Source organism: Enterobacter cloacae complex sp. 277I4 (assembly GCF_050031465.1).
GTDB classification, from domain to species: Bacteria; Pseudomonadota; Gammaproteobacteria; order Enterobacterales; family Enterobacteriaceae; genus Enterobacter; species Enterobacter cloacae.
The window spans coordinates 3,344,574-3,368,937 of the sequence record NZ_JBLGWC010000001.1; the positions used below are offsets into that span (position 1 = coordinate 3,344,574).

Genomic DNA, 24,364 nt, shown 5'->3' on the forward strand with positions numbered 1-24,364 from the left:
TTCCTCTACTTATGAATTTAATCAGTTTCAACGCGTTCGCGTATCACCACTGCGGGGTTGCCACGGCAAATTTTATTTGCCGGTAGCGATTTAAAAACGCTGCTGCGGGCACCGACTACCGTGCCATCGCCAACAGAAACACCAGGTGCAACAAATACATCTGTTGCCAGCCAGCATTTTTCGCCAATCACAATTGGCGAAGCGGTAATATCAAAATGCTGACTCATAAAATCGTGGCTGCCGGTACACAAATAACACTTCTGTGACACCACCGCGTTTGCACCAATCGTGATATCGCCAAGGGTATATAACACGGCGTCATCCCCTACCCAGGCGTAATCGCCAAGCGTTAATTTCCAGGGGTAAGTAATTTTTACCGATGGACGAATAACTACGTTTTTTCCGATTTTTGCGCCAAACAGACGCAATAAAAAGGCACGCCAGCGATACAGTATTTGCGGTGACCAGGCAAATAAGGTGGCCTGAACGGCCCACCATAACTGCACTTTAATTCCGTTCCCGCCCCGAAAACCTTTCGGCACGGTGAACCCGTTAAGATCCTGCATTACATTTCCTTATATTCAGGCTTTGTTATATAAGGTTTTCGTTTTACCCGTGGTGCGCAGGCGGAATAAATAAGACAATTCCGCCCAGAATGCAGGCACGCGTAATATCTTACGCTGTACGTTTTTTGCATCCTGGCACAATTCCAGATTATTCGAGGTGGATACACCGCCCATTGAAAATTCAGATACCAGCCCTTTAATTCTACGGAACGGGTAGCCTGATTTATACAGACTGGCGGCCAGGGCATAATCTGATGACACTTTATACTGCAGATCGTAAGGCTGTTTTTTCAGACCTTTTACCGGGAAGAAAATGGCCTGATGGCTGGCCGGTAAACTGTGATAGATATACCAGCCGGGTTTCGCGCTGCGGCAAATTTTATGCCCGTCGCCAAAATCGAGCAGCGCATCGCCAATATACATCGCGTCGTCTTTCTGGCGCGCCAGCTGACGGGCAAACTGGGCCACATCGTCATGGAACACATCGCCGGAGTTAAGGAAGATGGCATAACGGCCTTGCGCCATGTTAATGCCTTTGTTCATCGCATCGTAGATGCCTTTATCTTTCTCGCTAACGAAGCGTAAGTTGAACTCACCGTTGAGTTTTTCCAGAAACTCCGCCGTGCCATCGTTCGAGCCGCCATCGACCACGATCCACTCAAAGCTGAGACTCGGATCGCGCGCCAGGTTGCGCAGCGAGCGCCAGGTTTTTACCACCCCTTCGTAATTACGAAAGGCAACAGTAATGACGCTAAGAAACATAAATCACCTCATTTCGTCATACGTTCGTAATATTAAGCGCTTTGCGCAGAATAAACGGACAGACAATCAAGAAAGCATATTCCGGGCTAAATATTGACCCCGTAAAAAACAGCGACACTGGCGTAAACAGATAAAGCTGCACGCGAAAGTTCTGGTTATCCCCAAACGCGTTAATCATCATTTTGAAAACTTTAAACAGATACCAGAGCGTCAACAGTACGGCGAACCACGAAAAATAAATAATTAACAGATACAGGCCATTGTCTATGGTTTTACCGACATCCGCACCGTTAAAGATTCCGAATGATGCAACATATTCGTAAAGTGAGCCGAATCTTACTACACCGTCGATATGGGTTAAGGAATAACCCACCATCACCAGCGGCCCGATAATGCGATAATAGGACGATGAACCTTCCGTTCCCAAATCTCCCAGACGCTCTGAGATATACGGGAATGCAAATATCACGCCTACTAAAAATACCGTCAGGGAGATGATCGCCAGCGGCAGCTTTTTCTTAATCGCATCTTTGTTCAGGTACTGGAATGCCCACTCCAGGAGGTAAAACAGGATAAATGTCATGACCCCTGAGAACGAACCAGACAGAACGATTCCTGCAAGAATCATAGCATCGGTCTTAGGGGTTTTGATACCAAACTGTTTGATGCTGAGCCAAATTGAGATTAACGCCAGAGCGAAAAACGCCGGTTCAAAATAGAGGGCTGTCGTACGCTTACCGCCAAACTTAATGAAGTTCAGTACATAGCTGTTACTGTAAATGAGATATTTCGAAATCATCTCCATCAGGCTGCTACCACCGGTGAGAATAATTTGCGCCATTTCCAGTGCAGCAAGCATAACAATTAACGCAACGGCAATATAAAAGAGCCTGAGGATTTTCCGATAATTGTGCGGAGAAATAGTTTTAAAACGAATACTCCACACCATGCCAATAATAATGACAATATAAACAAACAACATGGTAGAGGTGACGTACTTGCTGGGATCCAGCGACTGGCCAAAGATGTAGTTAAACAGCGTCAGGCCAAAGCCCATCCCTAAGGCAATCATCAGCTTCTTGAGGTTGATTTTATCGACGTACAACAGAAGCAGAGCGGGCAAGAAGGTCACAATGGTTATCGGGAAGCTTTCGCCAAGCTGGGCAATTTTGACGTTGACCAGCAGATAGATCAGCGGCAGCAGCAGATAACTACAGACTCTGATAGAACGAGACATATTCCTCCAGCATCTGTTGTCCACTGTAGGCCTTGCGGCTGCGATTGCGGAACGATTCCAGGTCAGTGCCAAAAACGGCCTGCGCAATCTGCGGCTTCGGCAGTTGCACCAGCGGCAGCACCTCCTGTTCCGCGAACGTTTTCCCGCCCGATTTTTCCAGCACTTCACGCGCCGCATCGCTGTGGGTGGCGATCACCGGCACGCCAATCGAGAGCGCTTCGCAGAGGATCAGCGGGTAGTTATCCACGCGCGAGCTGAACACCAGCGCATCCATCCCGTTGAGGGCGCTCATCAGCTTGCGCTTATCCGTTTCAAACCCGTGATTCACCACGTTAGCGCCGTCGAACGGCGAGAATTTGCCGAAGGTATGCAGTTCAATTTTGTCACCCAGCGCCATCATGTCGCGCACCAGCTGCTGGTTGGTTTTGCCGTCGTAACGCAGGTCATGCGCGACGATTGCGATTTTCGGTTTGCCAGCGGTTTCCGCAACCGGGGTCAACTCGGCCAGAATCGCTTCCGTCGCCACGTCGATCCCGTTGTTGATGATCTGACACCGCCCTGCCCCATACAGACTGTTGAAGGCATCGGCCACATGCTGGCTTGGGGAGATAAACGTGCAGCCGAGCGACAGCATATCGCGGAACAGCTGACGTTTTCCGTCCACCAACTGGTGAGCGCGATCCACTTTCACCGGCGGGTAATTGGTTAATGTCGGGCACTTCTGGCAGGCGTTTTTCCAGCCTTCACAGCCGTCGGTGAACGCACAGCGCCCGGTCACGCTCCAGTGGTCGTGCAGCGTCCAGATGAAGCGGGTATCCGGCTTGTGAGCCTGTACCTTCTGGCAAAACGTCACCACCTCTTGCAGATTCAGCCAGTAGCTGTGCAGCACGTGAAAATGGAGCACAACCGGGCCGGAAGTGCGCGTGACCGTGCGATAGAGGTTGTTCAGGTTGCCAAACAGATCGCGGTTAAACAGACGGAACAGCGCAATATTGGCGACAGACGTCAGACGTGGCGTCTGCTTGTGCACCTGCGGATAGCTATCGTGGCTGACGCTTTTCTTACCGCCTTTGCCATAGCCGTAGATAAAACGAGACTGAAGCCCTTTTTGCAGCGCACGCTGGTGCAGATCCAGCGCCACGCCAGCCGCCCCGCCCTCGGCGAGACGGACGTTAAATTGCAGAATGTTCATTTGATCACCTTCACGCGGGCTTTTTCGCCCACTACCAGCGCGTTATCAGGAATGCTGTCCAGCACCACGCTGCCTGCACCAATCGTTACGTTGTTACCAATGGTAATGTCGCCAATGATCACCACGTTCGCCCCCAGCTCGACGTTGTTGCCGATGACCGGGCAGGCCAGGCTCTCCGGCCCCCGGTTGCCGATGGTGACCGCATGACGAATAGTGAAATCATCCCCGGCGACCACGAACTTATTGATAACCACCGCATAACCGTGGTGAATGGTAAAGCGGCGGCCGATGGTGGCCGCAGCCTGAATTTCATAGCCAAAAATGCATTCGGTGATAATTCGGTACAGCACCAGAACCGGTGCCGCCCAGAGGTTGTTCAGAACATTTTTCTTACGCCACACCGAGCAGAAATGCGCGATGCGGTACGCCAGAACCATGCAGCACGGGCGCAGGCTCCAGCTGTTAGCGCGGCAATCTTCCAGAAACATTATTTCCCCCGCAGTCCATCAGCCAGTCGCTTGCCGTTGCGCACAGAAAACAGCGTCAACAAGGTACGCCAGGTCATCCGCTTATTGCGGATCTGATAGAGGGTAAAGAGCTGGTACTTCCGGCTGGCACGGTCAAACTTATCCTTGTGCTTGCGGTAGAAATGGAAGTAACCCGAGAATTTTTTTGGTGAGGAGGTGATTTGCATCTCCCCGTGGTTGATGTGCAGGATCTGCGTGGCCTCTTCCACCTTCCACGGCTCGCCATACTCCACCACCATTCGCAGGAAGATGTCGTAATCCTGCGCGGCCTTCAGTTCGGTATCGAACAGGCACTCTTTAAAGCGCCACGCCCAGGTGAACACCTGATTGCCGATGATGTTGCGCTTGTAGAACAGGCGGCGAGAGTATGGTGATTTCGGATACAGCGGCAGGCTGGCTGGCTGTGAGTAAACCTCGCCCTGACAAACATAGTCGTTGGCATACAGGAAAGCGTGGGTGACCAGTTGTTCCTTGTGCGACAGGAAAATGGACAGACGGTTTGGTGTCCACTCGTCATCGTCGTCGATGCCGGTCAGATACTGCCCTTTGGCCTGCATAATTGCCTGATTACGCACCGCACACGCCCCGGAGTTGATCGCGTTATGGGTATAGCTGACGCGCGGGTCATTGAGGTCAGTGACAAACTTTTGCAGCTGCTCATACGAAGAGGAACAGTCATCAACAATGATCAGCTCCCAGTTATCGTAATCCTGGCGCAGCACCGATTTGATTGCACGGATCGCCAGCTGCTGACGATTCCATGTCGGCATATAAATAGAAACTAAAGGGCGTTGTGTGGTCATAGTCTTCCCCTGATCCCTCACCCCGCCTCTCTCCCAAAGGGAGAGGGAGAATAGCTGCACCGGGCAGTTCCCTCTCCCCTCGGGAGAGGGTTAGGGTGAGGGGGATTGTTATTTGCTGTCAGACTTATATTCGTACTCGTAATACCCGTAATCCTGGTACCCGGTCGCACGGCGGAAGATGGAGTTCAGGATCACCCCTTTCACCTCAATGCCATTCTGCTCGAAGCGGCTCAGGCTGGTTTCCACTTCCTTCAGGGTGTTCACCGCATAGCGCGCCACCATCAGCGTGGTTCCCGCCAGGCGACCGACCACGGCCGCATCGGTCACGGCCAGAATTGGTGGTGTATCGATCAGCACCAGGTCATAGTTTTTGCTCGCCCACTCCACCAGCTCGGCAAAGCGGTCGCTCATCAACAGTTCGGATGGGTTTGGCGGCACCTGACCACGTGGAATGAGGTCAAATTTCGGGATGCTGGTCGGTTTTGCGCTCTGGCTAATCTCACCCTTGCCAAGCAGGATTTCCGACAGACCGTTGACGTTATTGGTCCCGAGCAGCTCGTGGGTATAGCCCTTACGCATATCGCAGTCGATCAGCAGCACCCGTTTATTGGTCTGGCTGACCACCGCCGCCAGGTTGGCACAGACAAAGGTCTTACCTATCGACGGGCTGACACCGGTTAACATCAGTACGTTGTTTTTGGCCTGCATCATGGCGAAGTGGAGACTGGTACGCAGGCTGCGCACCGCTTCAATTGCCAGGTCCGTCGGGTTACCCACTGCCAGCAGCTGGCTCTGCTTGTAACGCTTGACGCCTTTGACGCTTTTGACCCGGTCATGCGATTTCTGCCATTCGGAGAGCGGGATACTGGCGTAAACGTTGATACCATTCTCTTCCAGCACCTGCGGGCTTTCGATACCGCGGTTGAACAGCGAACGCAGCAGCACACCAACAATGGAGAGCATCAGGCCGAGGATAATGCTGCCGAGGATAATCAGCGCTTTCTTCGGCTTCAGTACGCCAGGCTGGGTAATGGCCGGGTCAACAATACGCACGTCGCCGACGGTACTGGCTTCGGTAATCTTCAGCTCCTGCTGTTTGTTCAGCAGCTGCATATAGACCTGCTGGCCGGATTCCACGTCGCGGGTCAGACGCACAATTTCCTGCTGCGTTTTTGGCATCGCGGTGACGCGGTCATTAAGCTTCGCTTTCTCCTCTTCGAGGGTGCGACGTTTTTCCAGCAGCGTGCGATAGGCCGGGTGACGTTTGGTGTAGAGCTTAGAAATTTCCGCCTCTTTGAAGGTCAACTCGTTGAGCTGCGCATCAATGTTGACCATCGAATCGAGCACCGATTTCGCTTCCAGCGGCAGATCGACGGAGTCTTTATCCTGACGAAACGCGTTCAGTTTGTTCTCTGCATCATCCAGACGTGCGCGTACTTCCGGGAGCTGTCTGGCGAGGAAGGCCAGGCTTTTCGCCGCTTCAGCCGACTTGCGTTCGACGTTCTGCTCAAGGTAGTTGCGGGTAATGCTGTTGAGAATTTCGCGGATTTGATCTTTATCTTCACCGGTGAAGGTCATGCTCAGGACACCCGTGTCCTTGCCATTTTCGGTGACCGTCAGGTTGTTTTGCAGATTGTTGATCATCCCCAGGGTGGAGAATTTGGTGACGGTAAACTCGCTGCCTTCCTGCGCCTGAATAGCGCTCACCTTCATGCTGACGCCATCTTTTGTCAGCATCTGCCCCACTTCACCGCGCGCGCTGAAGCCCGCGTCGCTGGTCAGCTGATACTGCTTCGGCCCTAGCACGGTGAGGGTAAAGGTTTGATCCGCGCTCCCTTTCGGTAGCACAAAGTCGGTAACTTTAACCGTGTCGTTGCTGTGCCCGGTCAGGCGATCCCAGCCGGCACCAAATATCGGGAAGGTATTTTTGGTGACGGAGATATCAAGCCCCAGATCGTGAACCGTTTTGCCCAGCACCAGACGCGACTGGATCAGCTGAATTTCGGCCTCGGAGGCAGGCGGTTTGTTCGCCAGGGCAGAGCCAATATCCTGCACCAGCGAGTTGCCGGTGTTCTGCTCAATCTGCACCAGCGCATCGGCGCTGTAGATGGGTGTCGCAAACAGCGTATAGACGATCGCCGCGGCGGCAAACACGGCGGTGATCCCAAGTACCCACCACTTCGCCTCTATGACGGTGCCGACCAGGCGACCAATATCGATTTCATCACTGCCCGAAATCGGGGCGGCAGAAGGTTTTGTTTTTTCTGTCATTGTTATCCCTGCTGAGCTTTCAGTGCCTGCGCCCACTGACGGGCAGACTGGTCAAGTAAGGTATACACCGCCTCAAAGGCCTCACGGCTTTTGCGATAGGGATCGGGGATTTCGCGTTCGTTTTCCCAGTGACCAAACAGCATCACTTTGCCGCGCATCTCCGGTGCGATTTCGCATAGCGAGTGAATATGGCGTTTTTCCATCGTCAGGATCAGGTCATACTCCCGGCACATGCGGCCGGTGACCTGGCGGGCGCAGTGCCCGTCAAGAGAAAGGTTGTGATCGCGGGCCACGCTCGCGGCGCTTTCATCGGCACCTTTACCGACCAGCGCGCCCAGCCCTGCAGAATCGACGGTGAGCTCGGGCTGGTAGTGTTTCAGCAACCGCTCAGCCGTTGGGGAACGGCAAATGTTCCCCACGCATACCACCAGAATTTTATTAAACATCGCGGATTACCAGGTATGAATGTCGCGCGCCGTATCCGTCATGTAGCGAACGCCACTGATGGTTGGCAGCAACTGGTTGATCAGACGGTTCCAGCGGGCAACCGGTGCGGTGGTGACATACACCACGTCATAAGGCTGGAGGCGGAACTCCGTTGCCATTACCAGAGAAGTCGCATCGGACATATCCAGCTGGTAAATATTGGCAATCTTGCCTTTCGCACTGCCCTCGCCTTTCAGCGGACGGATCACGAAGATACCGGTGGCATTAGAGGTGGTGAGATCGATACCCTCTGCATTACCCAGTGCTTCGGTCAGGGTCATGCCGCTGAAGTCCATTTTGAGGGTGCTCTGTTTCTTCACTTCACCCATCACGAAGACTTTCAGATCGTCATTACGCGGTACATACAGAATGTCGCCCGGATAGAGCAGACGGTTCTGGGTCAGGTCGCCGTTTTGCATCAGTGCCTGCAGAGAAATGCGTTGTTCTTTACCGTTGTGGGTCAGAACGACGTTGCGCCAGTCGGCACCGTCGGTTAAACCGCCCGCGGCGTTAATGGCGTCCAGCACGGTCAGCGGCACGTTGGTGATGGCCTGCTGGCCAGATTTGTTCACCTGTCCGGAGATATAGGCTTTTTGCGAACGGAATGCGGCGATATTAACGTCCACCTGCGGATCGGCGATGTACTGCGCTAAGCGGCCGGTAATATCACTACGGATTTCGGCAAGGGTTTTCCCGGCAACGTGTACTTTGCCGATATAGGGATAGAACATGGTGCCATCAGACTGCACCCAGTTACCGGTGTCGCTTGAGCTGCGGTATTGGCCCGCTGGCGTGGTCAATTCCGGATGGTCCCACACGGTAACGTTAATCACGTCACCCGGACCTACGCGGTACTGGTAGGAGGCAATTTCCTGGTCCAGAGACATATTCGGCTGCGCAACATTTGGACGCGGACGTAATTGTTCGACCAGACGTGGTGTCAGTGGATAAACATTCACCATTTTGTCGAGATCAAAATCAGCATCCTGTTGTTTGATCACATCCTTACCCATTGTTGACATATTGCTGCCGGGAAAGACTGTACAACCACTCATCAAGGTCACAGACACCAATAATGGCATCAATTTCATTTTGGATTTCATCATTGATTATTTATCACTTTGGCAGAGTAATTATCCTGTGCAATTAAATAAGCCGGGTCGATTTGGCTTTCAGCATGCAGTTGTTCAAATAGAAATATAACTGGCATCAGTCCTAAAAAAAGCTTATTCATCCATTGGCTATTGACAGAATAATCGAGGCTGATTCACACGCTTTCAGGCACGCTACCGCCCTTGGCTTTCAGTTACCAATCCACTGACTAAACAATGCGTTATGGATAGACACCCTCTTTGATAAGGCCTTCTGGAAATATATCAGCCGCTTGCGATACACGGCAGATAATGAATAACCATCACTGAAGACCGGAACAATAATAGCAACAAGGAGATTTAACATTTGATGCTGGGAGAATTGTTGCAGCTAACCTAATAGCAGGCAAGGAGACAACTGTCCTAATAACGGTTTTTAAGATTAATATTAAGAGCAAAGTTTTGACGTTTTAGGATTTTCTTTATATTGACAAAATTAAAATAAAAACCATTTATTGCGATATATCCTAAAATGCGTTCGCCGTAATTAAATCTACGTATTTAGCTTATTTACAGATTCCGCATTGTTCTTCCTTTTTGCCGGATCGTATTAAGAGAAATCTCAGCCCGGCATTGCAATTTCCCCTGGCTTTATCCATGATCGAAGTGTGACATTGCTCATATAACAGAAGGTATTGCGATTACTATGGAATGGATTGCCGATCCATCAATCTGGGCCGGGCTGGTTACGCTGGTCGTCATCGAATTAGTGCTCGGTATTGATAACCTGGTCTTTATCGCCATCCTCGCCGAAAAACTCCCCCCGGCGCAGCGCGACCGTGCGCGCGTAACGGGCCTGCTGCTGGCGATGGTGATGCGACTGCTGCTGCTGGCCTCAATCTCCTGGCTGGTGACCCTGACAAAGCCCCTTTTCTCCGTTCACGGCCTGAGCTTTAGCGCGCGTGATTTGATCATGCTCTTCGGCGGGTTGTTCCTGCTGTTTAAAGCCACGGTAGAACTGAACGAGCGGCTCGAAGGCAAAGACAGCGAAAACCCCACCCAGCGGCGTGGGGCTAAATTCTGGCCGGTGGTGGCGCAAATTGTGGTGCTCGATGCGGTCTTCTCCCTGGATTCCGTCATTACCGCCGTCGGGATGGTCGACCATCTGGCGGTGATGATGGCTGCGGTGATCATTGCCATTACGCTGATGGTGATGGCGAGTAAAGCGCTGACCCGGTTTGTGAACAGCCACCCGACCATTGTCATTCTCTGCCTGAGTTTCCTGTTAATGATTGGCTTTAGCCTGGTGGCCGACGGCTTTGGGTTCCACATTCCGAAAGGCTATCTCTACGCCGCCATTGGTTTCTCCGTCATGATTGAGGCGCTTAACCAGCTGGCGATTTTCAACCGCCGCCGCTTCCTCTCGGCAAATCAGACATTACGTCAACGCACCGCCGACACGGTGATGCGCCTGCTCAGCGGGAAGAAAGAAGATGCGGAGCTGGATGCTGAATCTTCCGCGATGCTGGCCGATCACAGTGACGGGCAGATCTTCAACCCGCAGGAACGACTGATGATTGAGCGGGTGCTCAATCTTAACCAGCGCACGGTCAGCAGCATCATGACGTCGCGCCATGACATCGAACATATCGACCTCACCGCCCCGGAAGAGCAGATCCGCGCCCTGCTGGACAGAAACCAGCATACCCGGGTGGTCGTGACGGGGGGTGACGAAGAAGAGGAGCTGCTGGGCGTGGTGCACGTCATTGACCTGCTGCAACAGCAGTTGCACGGTGAGGCACTCAATTTGCGCGCCCTGGTGCGCCAGCCGCTGGTGTTCCCGGAGGGGCTGCAGCTGCTCTCTGCCCTTGAGCAATTCCGTAACGCGCGTACGCACTTTGCCTTTGTGGTGGATGAGTTTGGTTCGGTTGAGGGGCTGGTCACGCTCAGCGACGTGATGGAAACCATCGCCGGTAATTTGCCAAACGAAGTGGATGAAATCGATGCGCGCCACGACATTCAGAAAAACGCGGACGGTTCATGGACGGCCAACGGCCATATGCCGCTTGAAGACCTGGTCCAGTATGTTCCCCTGCCGCTGGATGAAAAGCGCGAGTATCACACCATTGCAGGTCTGCTGATGGAGTATCTGCAGCGCATTCCTCAGCCGGGTGAAGAAGTTCAGGTAGGCGACTATATGCTCAAGACGCTGCAGATTGAAAACCATCGCGTGCAGAAGGTGCAGCTGATACCGCTGCGCGACGAAGACGAGATGGATTTTGAGGTGTAGGAAAAACACGTTGCTCCCTCTCCCGTGGGAGAGGGATGGGGTGAGGGCATCAGGCCGCACTGGCAGCCGCCACCCGGCACAACGAACATCAAAGCTTATCGAGCAGCTTCTTCACGTCCTTCCCGTTTTGGGTGTCTTTATTGCGATCCGCCCAGTCGTTCAACCGACGTTTGGCTTCATCCTGCAGATGCTTGCGCAGGATCTGATCCACCTGCAGGCTGTAGTTCAGCGACTGCCATTGGCCATATACGCTCAGCGGTACCGGCGTCTCTTTCAGGAAGTCGATCAGCTTACCTTCACCCTTCCAGCCGGACAGCACCTGAACGTTGAAGTGGGTATCTGCCGTCTCTTTTACCAGATCCAGCTTGCCCTCGCCGGTTAATGACAACAGTGAGGAGGTCCCCTGCATGCCGTTCAGAGATAGCTGCCCATTGTCGAGCGTCAGGTCACTGCTAAAGCTGTCGAGACGCGTGGCGCTGTCGTAATTTTCCTGTGCTTTAACATCGCTGCTACGCTCCACCGCCTGCTGTACCAGCTGCTGGAAGTTGAGCCCTTCCATGCGGGCATCTTTCAGTTCAAGGTGAGCCTGCCCCTGCCAGTCGCGGCGGAAAGCATCAGCATCGATCTTCGTGCCCGAGAAATCCCCCGCCAGCGTCAGTTGACCCGTCATGGAGATGGGGTAGTCAAAGGCTTTCAGGATGGTGCCAATCTCAACGTTGTCGAGACGCGGCTGAAATTCCGCAGTCGAGGCCTCTTTACGCACATCCAGCGTGCCCGGCAGGGAAAGGTGCCCGGCGCCCATTTTGCCGCTCAGTTCGGAGATCACCAGCAAACCGTTCTGGTTGAACATCTGGCTGCTCACGTCGGTGAAATCGATACCGCGCCAGCGCAGGCTGTTGGCCTTCAGCAGAATGTCCGCCGTGAAGCCCCGCAGACCGTTATAGTCCGGCTGATCGAGATTAGACGAGATAACCGGACGCGTCTGTTTCCCCTGGTTTTGCCCGAGCTGCGCGGGATCGTTGTCCGTAGCGCTCGCCGGAGGCGGAGGAAGCAGGTTTTCCAGATTGAGCTTGTCAAACTGCAGATTGAGCACCCATTTCGGCTTCGCCTCCAGAATGACGCTCGCCTGCCCTTTCAGGCTGCTGTCGTTCGCCTGCAGGTTGAGATTATTCATCTCAAGCTGTTTTAACTCTTCACGCCAGACGGCCTGCATCGTTCCCTGACCGGCAATCCCCTGGGCAGGGAGATCGGCTCCTGTCAGTTGCCAGTTCAGCTGCTGAATGTCGGCGGTAAGCTGGTGCGGATAATCCGACGCATTGACGCTGGCATTCAGAGACAAAGTGAGATCGCGCTGATCGCGGTTGACCCGTCCGCTAAACTCCAGCGAAGCAAGATGGTGCTCATCCTGCTCCATTTTGAGATTGATATTCCGTACGGTGACCTGCTCATCGTCTTCATGCTGGAAAACCAGCACGCTATCGGCCACCTTCAGTTTGCCAATATCGAATGACCAGCCCGTATCTGACGGTTCATCAGGTAAGGTATTTTCCCGCGGCGCAACCGGCGCATCCGCGTTACGCACGGCTTCAGTTTGCTGGGTAAGCTGAATCACCGCGCCTTTTAACATCACCTGGTTGACCTGCAACTGGTGCGAAAAGAGCGGAACTAACGCCACATCAAGGCGCATGTTATCGGCAGACACCAGGGGCTGAGCAGCCCCCGGCGCGGTTAACGACATGCGGCCAGAGAGAATGCTGAGCTGGGGCCAGACGTGCCAGCGCAGCGGCCCATCCAGCTTCAGTTGATAACCACTGCGGGCTTCGACCTGCCGCACCATATAGGCGCGGAAATCATTCGGGTTAACCAGCAGAACCAACGCTGAAAGGCCAGCAACCAGCACCACCAGCAAAATCATCAGCGTTGTCAGAACTCTTCTCATGGCATCCTCAATGGACTAACGATCAGTCTTTATCAATACGGCTGGCAACCGCACCCTGCTGGTCGCGGTATTTTGCGTCCTGACGGCGGTTGTAAGGACGATCGGCCGGACCCGTCAGCGGTTCAAAGCTCAGCGCACCAATCATCATGCCCGGGCGCAGCGCCAGCGGCAGTTTACCGGCGTTGAAAAACTCCAGCACGATTCGGCCCGACCAGCCTGGATCGATACGGTGCGCGGTCACGTGTACCATCAACCCCAGACGCGCCAGAGAGGAACGGCCATCGAGCCAGCCCACCAGATCCGCGGGCAGCGTCACCGATTCAAAGGTCACCGCCAGCGCCAGCTCGCCCGGATGCAGATAAAAGGCCTCGCCTTCGTCGATAACGATTTCGTCACTCATCACGCGATCAAGCGCGGCGCTGACTTCATCCTTCGGCCCGCTAAGGTCGATGAACGGTGCGGTATGGCCGCTGAAGGTGCGGAATTTATTCCCCAGTCGCACATCAACGGTGACACCATTGATACGCTCCACGGGTGGACGTGGGGTAATAGACAGGCGGCCTTCATCCAGCCAGGCTTCTATATCGCGATCACAAAGACGCATGGCACTCTCTCCTTTCGTGCATCGTGCCCTGAGGATAATGACTCAGGGCAAAGCAGGTTATCTCTGAACGGTACACAATTCGCGCGGCTTATTCAAAAAACTGGCTGATTTTCGCTTTTAAGATATCAATGGCAATGCGGTTTTTGCCTCCGCGCGGCACGATAATATCGGCGTATTGTTTGGATGGTTCAATAAATTGCAGGAACATTGGGCGAACGGTTTTCTGGTACTGCGCCATGACGGAGTCCATTGAACGGCCACGTTCGTTTACGTCACGCTTGATGCGGCGCATCAGGCAGATGTCCAGCGGGGTATCAACAAAGATGGAGAAGTTCATTGACTCGCGCAGACGCGCGTCGGTCAGAAGCAGGATGCCTTCAAGGATAATCACCTTCTTCGGCTCAATGCGAATCGTTTCCTGCGTGCGGGTATGTTCCACGTAACTATAAACAGGCAGTTCAATCGCCTGGCCGCTCTTGAGCGCTTCTAAATGCTGGAACAACAAGCTGTGATCCATGGCATTAGGATGGTCATAGTTCGTTTTTACGCGCTCTTCCATCGACAGATGGGATTGGTCTTTGTAATAGCTGTCTTCGGGAATGACGCCGATGTGCTCATCACCAACTTGTTCACGCAGTTCGCGGTAAAGCGTACTGGCAATAAGACTTTTACCTGAAGCCGATGCGCCGGCAATGCCTATAATGACGCACTGATGAGACTTATCAGTCATAAATTTAGCGACCTGATTAACCTGGATGTTAAGGAAGGACGACGCCGGAGCGTCAAACGCGGCAATTATAGGGATTTCACGGGCGTGATACCAGTCGAAAGCGCAGGTTATGCGAGACAGGCTGAAAAGTGACGTCATGTTCCCTGAGTGAAATTTTTACGCGCGTTTTTTCAGCGTTTAACAGGATTTTTTTAAACACTAACTATTTAATAAATCTATGATGTCAAATTATGAGCAGTCGCCATATGAATTGTAAATTGTTTGTACTAGCATAAACCAAATTAGCACATTCACTCGTCCGGACCTTCACTCCTGACGGCATGGCGTCTCTGGATAAAGCGGTAATGAATAAACAACACCAGCGGGTTTTGGTTACCACCCCACATCCTCTTATGCGACTTGTCTGTCTGGGCCTGGTCACCTTTATCTTTACCCTTTTTTCGCTGGAGTTGACCCGCTTCGGCGCGCTGCTGGCTCCGCTCTGGTTTCCCACCGCCATTATGATGGTGGCGTTTTATCGCCACGCCGGAAAAATGTGGCCCGGTATTGCTCTGGCCTGTTCGTTTGGCAATATTCTGGCCTCGTGGATGCTCTTCTCCTGGTCGTCGATTAATCCGACCTATACCGCCATTAACGTGGTGGAAGCGGTAGTTGGTGCATTATTACTGCGCAAACTGCTCCCCTGGTACAACCCGCTGCAGAATCTGAATGACTGGATCCGCCTGGCCATCGGCAGCGCGCTGATCCCCCCGCTGGTGGGCGGTGTGCTGGTGCATTTACTGATACCCAGCCCGGAGCCGCTGCGTAATTTCCTCGTGTGGGTCTTGTCTGAAGCGGTTGGCGCACTGGCCCTGGTGCCATTAGGGTTACTGTTTAAGCCGCACTATCTCCTGCGCCATCGAGACCCGAAGCTGCTGCTGGAAACGCTGGTAACCATGGCCGTGACGCTGGTCCTTAGCTGGGCGGCCATCGTCTGGCTGCCGTGGCCTTTTACCTGCGTCATTGTCTTGCTGATGTGGAGCGCTGTGCGCCTGCCGCGCATGGAAGCCTTTATGGTGTTTCTGGTCACCGTGATGGTGGTTTCGCTGATGATTGCCCATAACCCGGAGGCGCTGACTACGCAGCACACCGGCGCGATGCTGAACGCCCCCTGGCTGCCGTTCCTGATGCTGCTTCTGCCAGCCAACGTCATGACCATGGTGATGTATGCCTTTCGCGCAGAGCGAAAACACATCACTGAAAGTGAAGAGCGTTTTCGTAATGCGATGGAGTATTCCGCCATTGGCATGGCGCTGGTCAGCATTGACGGCCAATGGCTGCAGGCCAATAAAGCGCTGTGTAACTTTCTCGGCTACAGCCAGACGGAGCTGCAGTCGCTCACCTTCCAGCAGCTAACCTGGCCGGAAGACCTGCACACCGATCTCGAACAGCTTGAACAACTGGTCAACGGGGATATCAACACCTACACCCTTGAGAAACGCTACTATACCCGCAGCGGCGAAGTGGTCTGGGCGCTGCTTGCGGTCTCGGTTGTACGTCATGCCGACGGTTCACCGCTCTATTTCATTGCCCAGATTGAAGATATTAACGATCTGAAGCAGACCGAATGGGTCAATAAACGGCTGATGGAGCGCATTACCCTTGCCAATGAAGCGGGCGGCATTGGCATCTGGGAGTGGGATCTGGAGCCGGACATCATCAGCTGGGATAAGCGGATGTTTGAGCTGTATGAAATCCCGCCGCACATCAAACCTACGTGGCAGCTCTGGCACGATACGATGCTGCCTGAAGATCGTGCCCATGCGGAAAAAGTGCTTCGGGAATCACTCATTTCACGGCTGCCGTTTAAGCTTGAATTCCGTATTCGCGTGAAAGAGGGGGTACGCCATATTCGCTCCCTGGCGAACCGGGTCCTGAACAAACAGGGGGAAGTCGAACGCTTGCTCGGTATCAATATGGACATGACCGAAGTGAAGCAGCTCAATGAGGCCCTGTTCCAGGAAAAAGAGCGTTTGCATATTACCCTCGACTCCATCGGCGAAGCAGTGCTGTGTACCGATGTCGACATGAATGTCACCTTTATGAACCCGGTCGCAGAGAAAATGAGCGGCTGGTTGCAAACCGAGGCCATCGGCCAGCCGGTGCTGAAGGTTCTGCATATCACCTTCGGCGAAAAAGGGCCGCTGATGGAGAATATTCACAGCGGCGATATGTCCCGTTCAGATATCGAGCAGGATGTGGTGCTGAACTGCCGTACCGGCGGCGTTTTTGATATCCATTACAGCATCACCCCACTCAGCACGCTGGACGGGCAGAATATCGGCTCGGTGCTGGTTATTCAGGACGTCACCGAATCGCGCAAAATGTTGCGTCAGCTCAGTTATAGCGCTTCTCACGATGCCCTCACCCATCTGGCAAACCGGGTCAGTTTCGAAAATCACCTCAAGCGGCTGCTGCAAACCGTTCAGGAGACGCGCCAGCGACATGCGCTGGTGTTTATCGATCTTGATCGCTTCAAAGCCGTCAACGATACCGCAGGCCACGCGGCGGGTGACGCCCTGTTGCGGGAGCTTGCGTCCTTGATGCTGACCATGCTGCGCTCCAGCGACGTGCTGGCGCGTCTGGGCGGGGATGAATTCGGGCTGCTGCTGCCGGACTGCAATATTGAAAGTGCCCGCTATATTGCGGGTCGGCTGGTCCATACCATCAACGACTATCACTTTATGTGGGAGGGCCGCCTGCACCGGATCGGCGCCAGCGCGGGGATCACGCTGATTGATGAAAATAATCATCAGGCCTCGGAAGTCATGTCCCAGGCCGACATTGCCTGCTACGCCTCGAAAAACAACGGTCGCGGCGTGGTGACAGTGTACGAGCCGCAGCAGGAGCGGGCCCACAGCGCGCGCAGCATGATGTCGCTTGATGAACAGTGGCATATGATCAAAGACAACCATCTGATGATGATCGCCCGCAGCGTGGCCTCCCCGCGCATCCCGGAAAGCTGCAACTTCTGGCTGATTTCGCTGCGCCTGTGGACCAGCCAGGGAGAAGTGCTGGAAGAGCACGCCTTCCGTTCCGGCCTGGCGGAGCCTGAGCTTTTACATGCGCTGGACCGCCGTATATTTAGCGAATTCTTCCGCGCGTATGCCGCTCCGGTTGCCAAAAAAGGCCTCGGGGTCGCCCTTCCCCTGTCCGCCGCGGGTTTAGCCAGCACCACGCTGATCGACGAATTGCTCGACCTGCTGGATAAAGGGCCTTTACCGGGCCGTCTGCTGCATCTGGTCATCGCGATCGACGTTGTGGCAAACCCGGATCCAAACGTCCAGACGGGGCTACAAAAGCTCCGCCACGCTGGCTGCCGCGTGGTGCTCAGCCAGGCGGGACGCAACATGGAGCTCTTTAGCCACCTTGGTGCCAACGTGGCTGATTATCTGATGCTGGACGCCGAAGTGGTGACCAATGTGCACGGCAACCTGATGGATGAGATGATGGTTACCATTATTCAGGGCCATGCCCAGCGTCTGGGGATGCGTACCATCGCCGGTCCGTGTAACCAACCCATCATGATGGATACGCTCTCCGGCATCGGCGTTGATTTTATTTTCGGTGACACCATCGGTGAGCCGCAGCCGCTGGATCTACTGCTGAACACCAGCTATTTCGCCATCAACTGATGGCGTCCAGCCGTCGGTATACCAGATGTGCAAAAGGGCGTAAGAGCGCCACGGCTGCCAGCGCTGGGCGTAGCGGCAAATTTGCGCAGGCGTCATGCCAGCAAAGCGTTGCTTAATCAGGTAGTCATCCGGCAGGAACACATCTTTCGCCTGCCAGCCGCGCAGGGCAAGGTAATTTGCTGTCCAGCGCCCTATCCCCGGCCGCTGCTGTAAGGCTTTCATCCCGGCCTCAATATCCGCAGGCGGGAACAGCGGAAACGTGCCGTCGACCACGGAGCGGGCCAGATGAATCAACGACTCCGCCCGTTTGACCGGCATGCCGAGGGCCTTCAGCGCCAGCGGATCCACCGCAGCCAGCACCTCAGGTGTGGGAAAGCACAGATAGCCCGGCGCATCTTTTACAGGTTCGCCGCACAGGGCTACCACCCGTGAGGCCAGCTTCGCCGCCATCGCCACGCTGACCAGTTGCCCCAGGATCGCCCGCACGCCCTGCTCGTAGGCATCCATCGCCCCCGGTAAGCGCAACCCTGGTCGCGCAGCGCCAAGGTCGCCCAGCGCCTGCTGAATTTGCTGCGGATCGCAGGCAAGATCGAACAGACCTGCGATGCGTTCAAGACAGGTCTGCGCAACCGGGATTAACCCCGGGCTAAGCGTGACGTTGAGCGTATGGGTGTTCAGATCCGGGGTGACGCGAAAGATCCCCTGGTGCCGCTGGCAGGTGAAACTGCGCTCGTAGTAGCGTTCGGTAACCGTCTCGATCCCCTCCACCGCACGCGCGCCAAGAAAGCCAAACATCCATTGCCAGTCATAAGGGGGTTGCCAGGTCAGGGTATACATTGTCACTCCTTTTTTGTTCACCTCAGCATAAACCGAAAGGCCTTGTTTCGCCTTGCTTTCATATTCCTGTTGTCGCCGGTCGGGCATTCCGCTAAAGTCTCGCCCCTTCTCACTGGCATGGGGATTAATCGTGTTTATTGGATTCGACTACGGTACGGCGAACTGTTCGGTTGCGATTATGCAAAACGGACAACCATTGCTCCTGAAAATGGAAAACCAGAGTACGCTGCTGCCGTCAATGCTCTGCGCACCAACCCGCGAAGCGGTCAGCGAATGGCTGTTCCGCCACCATCAGGTTCCGGCCACGGCGGCGGAATCACAAGCGTTGCTGCGCCGGGCCGTCAGTTTTAACCGCGAAGAAGATATCGACGTCACACCGTCGAGCGTCCAGTTCGGCCTCTCGTCGCTCGGACACTACATTGACGACCCGGAAGAGGTCTACTTCGTTAAATCGCCAAAATCGTTTCTCGGCGCCAGCGGGCTGAAGCCGCAGCAGGTGGCGATGTTTGAAGATCTGGTCTGCGCCATGATGCTGCACATTCGCAATCAGGCGCAAACCCAGGTACCGGAGGCGATCGATCAGGCGGTCATTGGCCGTCCGATCAACTTCCAGGGGCTGGGTGGCGACGAGGCTAACCAGCAGGCGCAGGGGATCCTTGAGCGTGCCGCGCACCGCGCGGGCTTTCGCGACGTGGTATTCCAGTATGAGCCGGTGGCGGCGGGGCTGGATTTTGAAGCCACGCTGACAGAAGAGAAGCGCGTGCTGGTCGTCGACATCGGCGGGGGCACCACCGACTGCTCACTGCTGCTGATGGGGCCGCAGTGGCATAACCGTCGTGACCGCGAAAACAGCCTGCTGGGGCACAGCGGCTGCCGCGTGGGCGGTAACGATCTGGATATCGCGCTCGCCTTTAAGAGCCTGATGCCACTGCTGGGCATGGGTGGGCAAACGGAAAAAGGGATCGCCCTGCCGATCCTGCCCTGGTGGAACGCTATCGCCATCAACGACGTCCCCGCGCAGAGCGATTTTTACAGCAGCGCGAATGGCCGCTTCCTGAACGATATGGTGCGCGATGCCCGGGAGGCCGACAAGGTCGCCCTGCTCTACAAAGTCTGGCGTCAGCGTCTGAGTTATCGCGTGGTGCGTACTGCCGAAGAGAGCAAAATCGCCCTCTCCGATCGCCCGGAGCACGCGGTTTCCTTGCCGTTTATCAGTGAAGATCTGGCAACCGCCATTTCTCAGGAAGGACTGGAAACCGCGCTCGCCCAGCCGCTGCAGCGCATTCTGGAACAGGTGCAACTGGCGCTGGAGAACGGCAAAGAGAAGCCGGACGTGATTTACCTGACCGGCGGTAGCGCCCGTTCGCCGCTGATCAAGAAAGCGCTGGCAGAACAGCTGCCGGGCATTCCAATTGCCGGCGGCGATGACTTTGGCTCCGTCACGGCGGGGCTGGCGCGCTGGGCGCAGGTGATGTTTAGTTAAATACACAAACTGAGGCCCCTCGATCATCTCGTGGGGCCTCAGTATCGGTATCTATAGTGAGCGACAACGCTCCACTTGCATTGGGTCTGAATTTAGTCTTTTTCTCCTCCATGCAGACCCTATTGCTGCGGAGCCATACTGCTGCATATAGCGATGAAATTCAGCCAGTGCCATAGGTGGCATGAAATAATACCCCTGCAGGAAATCAACCTTATGGGCGATAAGCCATTCGCGTTGACAGGCATACTCCACGCCCTCTGCAACAGTACGTAACCCCAGAATGCCAGCCAGATTAATGATCGATTCCAGCATCGGCAGCGTCTGATCTTCTGCATGGATCCCTTTGATAAAGATCTTATCAATCTTAATCACGTCCAGCTCGAGTTCATTCAGACAACACAGATTGGCGTATCCCGTTCCAAAATCATCCAGAGCAAAGAGGACACCCCGGTTATGTAACGAACGGATTAACTCTTTTATTGCAGGCGTGACTACCAGTGTCTGGTTTTCAGTAATCTCAATCATCAATTTTATTGGCAGTGATTCCGTTAATTCCAAAAAATTGAGGCATTCCCAATAGAAAACAGGGTTACTCAAATTTGAGGGGCTCACGTTAAACGCCACAAAAAAAGACTGTCCCTGCCAGGTAATATCGTGATTTAAATGACTCGCGACCTTATTCATCAGATAACTTGTCAGATCGTTTATTTGACCACTAATTTCCGCCAGCGGGATGAACTCACGTTGAGAAATGGCATAGTTGTCGCCTGAAGGCCACCGCGCCAGCACCTCAACGCCACACAGCTCTCCTTTACTTCCGAGGATGGGTTGAAAATAAGGCACAATCTCATCATTTTTCAAAGCCAGAGTTAATCTATTAGCTTCGTTGCTATCAAATATACCCTCTGTCATTGTTTGGCTTTTCTTGTTGTCATGTGCCCCCCATCGTTCTGCCAAAAAACCATTTCTGGAAAGATAAATTATAGTCTCATTAAAGTTATCAAAACTCAGGCGATGAGTTATTTTATCTCGATAACGATAGAGCGATTTTGGCGTTAAAGAATTTGCCTTACAAAATTCTTCCAGCCCCATTTTAGTGAAAGAGGCGTAAATCATCTCTTGTTCAAAATCACTTAAATGGAATCTATCAACGTAGCCCAATGTTGACGGAGCGCCCCCCTGCACATTTGACATCAATTTAGTCTTTAGAACAGAAATAAGGCTATTACAGCTTACTTTAGCGTTAACAGACTCACTATTTTCACAGCCTCGATTGATACATTTACTTTTACTCATCGTGAGAACAACACTGTTAACATAGATAAACTGGCTGCTATTTCTTTGCAGCCATTTTTGTATTATACAAAATGGCACTCTGTTATCAATGATTAACAAACAGCTGTTGTACTGTGGCATTAAAATGTCTGAATCAGAAACAAACGTTCCAGAATCAACGAGTACCAGATTAGGCAGAAATGATCTTATTCCTGAGAAAAGATAAATGTCGTAACTGAGCAGAAAGACCTTTTTCGTGTTCATAATTATCACCGTAAAAGTTTAATTGAAAATCGCTTCCTTCTATCGTACAGAGAGAAAGATTATATTTGCTTTGGTTTTCGCAAAACATCCAATGCCCGGTAGACAATATCCGCCTTAATAAAACAAGAACAAGAAATGGTTAATCTTAATGGTCCCTCCCTCCGTCAAGATCATATTTTTTCCACAATGATAAGAATATTTCCGCAGCAGATACAGAAATTTTCCTTATCCTAATACAGTACAAATTAATGCACTTACATTCAGAACCAGACAAAATAAAATAAGAATAAAAAGAAAAAGTACAGAATTAATGTCTATGAAACTCACAAGATGAAGAGAATCACGCCAAAGAGAAGTCTCATTGTCACGTTACTTTGCTCGACAGACCATCAGCGTGCGCCGTAGATCCCTGATCCCATAAACGTTATCGGTGATATGTATGATCTTGTAATAAAAGAGTTGTTGCTTAGACATGAGCAGGTTGGTTATTTCATCAGGCAAGTCATCGTTATCATTTTTTACCACCGCAATGCGTTGCGTACGCAAATAACCATCACTGTCTTCTCTAAGGAAGCTCAACGTAGTGGAGCGATTAATAGCATAATGTTTACCGTTAACATCCAGCACCCCAACTTGTGAGAAAGCACCTTCCTCTGCAGACGAAATCCTCAAAACTAACAAAACCTCACCTTCAATGCTCACCCCCTCTTTTTGAGTATGGAGAAAAACATGGCTTTTAGCCGTACACACAAAAGCCGATGGAATACGAGGGCAATTAAGCAAAAAAAGAAATATCACCATAACCGCAGCGAACATACTAATAAAGATAATTTTCGCACTCATGCACCGTTCCTTTTTGCTCCATTTTACACACGCTAAGGAAATACTCTTTCAGTTTATTACCTGCCGATAAGTTATTGTCATCATAAAATATGATGACTTTATCTCTTCCTTCACAAATGGAACTGTGTTTTTGCCAATTTGGTGAATTTAAAAATCGGGATAACTTCACTGATGAATTATCATCTGTGGTGTAAAAATCACACGAGCCGGATTTCAATATATGTACAACCCCATCGTTATTGCGAAACATTAATATGAGAAAAAAAACCATAACTGCACAGACAGTAAAAGTGAAAACACACCATAGGATAAGCTGCGGCCACCGTCTATACTGCAAAGCCTTATCAACAATATCTAACTGGGTGGTCGTTATTCTTTTACTCTTGATATCATCATTCACGCTGCTGACCCGGGCCTGAAAAAGGAACCCTTCGCGCGGGATCGTGACGATTATATTGTTCAAGCCTAACGATGAAAAAGCTTTGCGCAATATGCTCACGCTTTTATTAAGGCTATGCCCTGAGGGTATCATGCCATGTTTTCCCCAGACCTCTTCGATGATCAGTTCCCGGTTTACTTGCTTATAGTTATTATCAATAAAAAGTTCCAGTAACCTTGAGGTTGGTGCAGAGAGGATAATCCTTTCACCTTGCACACTTAATACCCTCTGCTCTGAATCGTATAAAACCTGACCGTTAATTATTTATTTGAAGATAAACTCTTATTTTTATCTTTGACGAGATTCACATACGATACAGAATATATTCACACCAGATAGTTAGCAATACAAGAATAGTTTGTTCCAATTTTATGAGGCATGTGTAAAACATCCACTACCAACAGGGATATACTTTTGCAAAGCCACTATAAATTTTTTATTTTGTGCTTTCAGTTCGGGGCTTCGGTACGTTTCTCCCGGTAGAATATAGCGAATGGTCGCTTCATCATCGGTCGAATTGCACCCCTTTTGAACAATGATTTTAAAAAAGGTATTTCCTGTATTTTCAAGAACCCCTTTCTGCTCATCCAGCATATAATGCAAATTCATTTTTCGTGGCCGAACAACCAGAATGGTTTCCAGTGCGATAGCTGGTATCGCTTCGCTCTTTTTACCCCTGTTGCGCTCCGGGAAAAGGGTGATGGGCATTTCAGTAAACTGCACACGGTAGTAGCGCTCCTTGTCATCCTGCGGACCACGATAGAAAATCTTGAAAAACTCTCCTGCATCCGGTGCAAGCGAGAAATTAAGCGGTGCAAACAGTAATTCGCCCTCTTCGATAGCCTGGCGACGCTCCCCGCCAGGCCCGGGCTTATCAATTTTCACCGCCGAAATGCTGTAAATATTCTGCTTGTGGCTGTCATTAAAAACACGTTTGCTGATAAAGGATTTATCCGCCGCCATGTCAAAAATGGTTGAATCAAGATACAAGGCGCGTGCGGGCAGGCTAAATAACGCCAGGAGAGCCAAACCAGTAACGATCATAGCCACA

20 protein-coding genes are annotated in these 24,364 nt (G+C 52.4%); 3 read left to right on the forward strand and 17 right to left on the reverse strand.

Annotated features, from left to right (window positions below; all coding sequences use genetic code 11):
* Positions 1–17 precede the first annotated feature (17 nt).
* From wcaF to ACQG19_RS16470, 9 genes are all read right to left on the reverse strand, one after another.
* Positions 18–566 (reverse strand): colanic acid biosynthesis acetyltransferase WcaF, encoded by a 549-nt coding sequence (gene wcaF / locus ACQG19_RS16430; RefSeq protein ID WP_013097875.1) that lies wholly within the window; start codon positions 564–566, stop codon positions 18–20.
* A 15-nt stretch (positions 567–581) separates the two neighbouring features.
* Entirely contained in the window at positions 582–1,328 is a 747-nt protein-coding gene (wcaE, locus tag ACQG19_RS16435) for a colanic acid biosynthesis glycosyltransferase WcaE (RefSeq protein ID WP_013097876.1), read from the reverse strand.
* Between the two features lie 16 nt (positions 1,329–1,344).
* A complete protein-coding gene (gene wcaD, locus ACQG19_RS16440; protein ID WP_023622452.1) occupies positions 1,345–2,565 on the reverse strand; it encodes a colanic acid polymerase WcaD in 1,221 nt (406 codons plus the stop codon).
* On the reverse strand, positions 2,540–3,757 hold the full coding sequence (wcaC, locus tag ACQG19_RS16445; protein WP_029881805.1) for a colanic acid biosynthesis glycosyltransferase WcaC: 1,218 nt from the start codon (positions 3,755–3,757) through the stop codon (positions 2,540–2,542). The genes wcaD and wcaC overlap by 26 nt, the downstream gene beginning before the upstream one ends.
* Positions 3,754–4,245 (reverse strand): colanic acid biosynthesis acetyltransferase WcaB, encoded by a 492-nt coding sequence (wcaB, locus tag ACQG19_RS16450; RefSeq protein ID WP_013097879.1) that lies wholly within the window; start codon positions 4,243–4,245, stop codon positions 3,754–3,756. The genes wcaC and wcaB overlap by 4 nt, the downstream gene beginning before the upstream one ends.
* Entirely contained in the window at positions 4,245–5,087 is an 843-nt protein-coding gene (gene wcaA / locus ACQG19_RS16455) for a colanic acid biosynthesis glycosyltransferase WcaA (RefSeq protein WP_013097880.1), read from the reverse strand. Before wcaA ends, wcaB begins: the two co-directional genes overlap by 1 nt.
* 108 nt (positions 5,088–5,195) lie before the next feature.
* Positions 5,196–7,358 (reverse strand): tyrosine-protein kinase Wzc, encoded by a 2,163-nt coding sequence (gene wzc, locus ACQG19_RS16460; protein WP_013097881.1) that lies wholly within the window; start codon positions 7,356–7,358, stop codon positions 5,196–5,198.
* A 2-nt stretch (positions 7,359–7,360) separates the two neighbouring features.
* Complete coding sequence (wzb, locus tag ACQG19_RS16465; protein WP_020690185.1) at positions 7,361–7,804, reverse strand: low molecular weight protein-tyrosine-phosphatase Wzb; 444 nt, start codon at positions 7,802–7,804, stop codon at positions 7,361–7,363.
* 6 nt (positions 7,805–7,810) lie between these two features.
* A complete protein-coding gene (locus ACQG19_RS16470; protein WP_014170829.1) occupies positions 7,811–8,950 on the reverse strand; it encodes a polysaccharide export protein in 1,140 nt (379 codons plus the stop codon).
* Positions 8,951–9,641: 691 nt separating this feature from the next.
* Between ACQG19_RS16470 and ACQG19_RS16475 the strand changes: the two genes are divergently transcribed.
* A complete protein-coding gene (locus ACQG19_RS16475) occupies positions 9,642–11,225 on the forward strand; it encodes a TerC family protein (protein ID WP_029881804.1) in 1,584 nt (527 codons plus the stop codon).
* Positions 11,226–11,313: 88 nt separating this feature from the next.
* On the opposite strand, the gene asmA is transcribed toward ACQG19_RS16475, so the two are convergent.
* The 3 genes from asmA to udk all read right to left on the reverse strand — a co-directional run bounded on the left by asmA (position 11,314) and on the right by udk (position 14,498).
* Positions 11,314–13,164 carry an outer membrane assembly protein AsmA gene (asmA, locus tag ACQG19_RS16480; protein WP_058683299.1) on the reverse strand — a complete coding sequence of 617 codons (1,851 nt, stop codon included), beginning with the start codon at positions 13,162–13,164 and terminating at the stop codon, positions 11,314–11,316.
* 22 nt (positions 13,165–13,186) lie between these two features.
* Entirely contained in the window at positions 13,187–13,768 is a 582-nt protein-coding gene (gene dcd, locus ACQG19_RS16485) for a dCTP deaminase (RefSeq protein WP_013097886.1), read from the reverse strand.
* An 88-nt stretch (positions 13,769–13,856) separates the two neighbouring features.
* On the reverse strand, positions 13,857–14,498 hold the full coding sequence (udk, locus tag ACQG19_RS16490) for a uridine kinase (RefSeq protein WP_008500855.1): 642 nt from the start codon (positions 14,496–14,498) through the stop codon (positions 13,857–13,859).
* Between the two features lie 344 nt (positions 14,499–14,842).
* On the opposite strand from udk, the gene ACQG19_RS16495 reads away from it, so the two are divergent.
* The gene (locus ACQG19_RS16495; RefSeq protein WP_038420943.1) at positions 14,843–18,172 is read left to right on the forward strand and encodes a diguanylate cyclase; all 3,330 of its coding nucleotides are present in this window, start codon (positions 14,843–14,845) and stop codon (positions 18,170–18,172) included.
* Here ACQG19_RS16495 and alkA read toward each other — a convergent pair.
* Positions 18,137–19,009, reverse strand: a complete 873-nt coding sequence (gene alkA, locus ACQG19_RS16500; RefSeq protein WP_047351627.1) for a DNA-3-methyladenine glycosylase 2 — start codon at positions 19,007–19,009, stop codon at positions 18,137–18,139. The genes ACQG19_RS16495 and alkA overlap by 36 nt on opposite strands.
* A 130-nt stretch (positions 19,010–19,139) precedes the next feature.
* Here alkA and yegD point away from each other — a divergent pair, with 130 nt between their 5' ends.
* Positions 19,140–20,492 carry a molecular chaperone gene (yegD, locus tag ACQG19_RS16505; RefSeq protein WP_058651722.1) on the forward strand — a complete coding sequence of 451 codons (1,353 nt, stop codon included), beginning with the start codon at positions 19,140–19,142 and terminating at the stop codon, positions 20,490–20,492.
* A 51-nt stretch (positions 20,493–20,543) separates the two neighbouring features.
* On the opposite strand, the gene ACQG19_RS16510 is transcribed toward yegD, so the two are convergent.
* The 4 genes from ACQG19_RS16510 to ACQG19_RS16525 form a co-directional block, all read right to left on the reverse strand.
* Positions 20,544–22,031 (reverse strand): EAL domain-containing protein, encoded by a 1,488-nt coding sequence (locus ACQG19_RS16510; RefSeq protein WP_426725962.1) that lies wholly within the window; start codon positions 22,029–22,031, stop codon positions 20,544–20,546.
* Between the two features lie 369 nt (positions 22,032–22,400).
* Positions 22,401–22,874, reverse strand: coding sequence for a hypothetical protein (locus ACQG19_RS16515; protein WP_038420142.1), 474 nt, complete (start codon positions 22,872–22,874; stop codon positions 22,401–22,403).
* Positions 22,849–23,529, reverse strand: coding sequence for a winged helix-turn-helix domain-containing protein (locus tag ACQG19_RS16520; protein WP_426725963.1), 681 nt, complete (start codon positions 23,527–23,529; stop codon positions 22,849–22,851). The genes ACQG19_RS16515 and ACQG19_RS16520 overlap by 26 nt, the downstream gene beginning before the upstream one ends.
* A gap of 153 nt (positions 23,530–23,682) precedes the next feature.
* The gene (locus ACQG19_RS16525) at positions 23,683–24,357 is read right to left on the reverse strand and encodes a hypothetical protein (protein ID WP_013097894.1); all 675 of its coding nucleotides are present in this window, start codon (positions 24,355–24,357) and stop codon (positions 23,683–23,685) included.
* Positions 24,358–24,364: the final 7 nt, after the last annotated feature.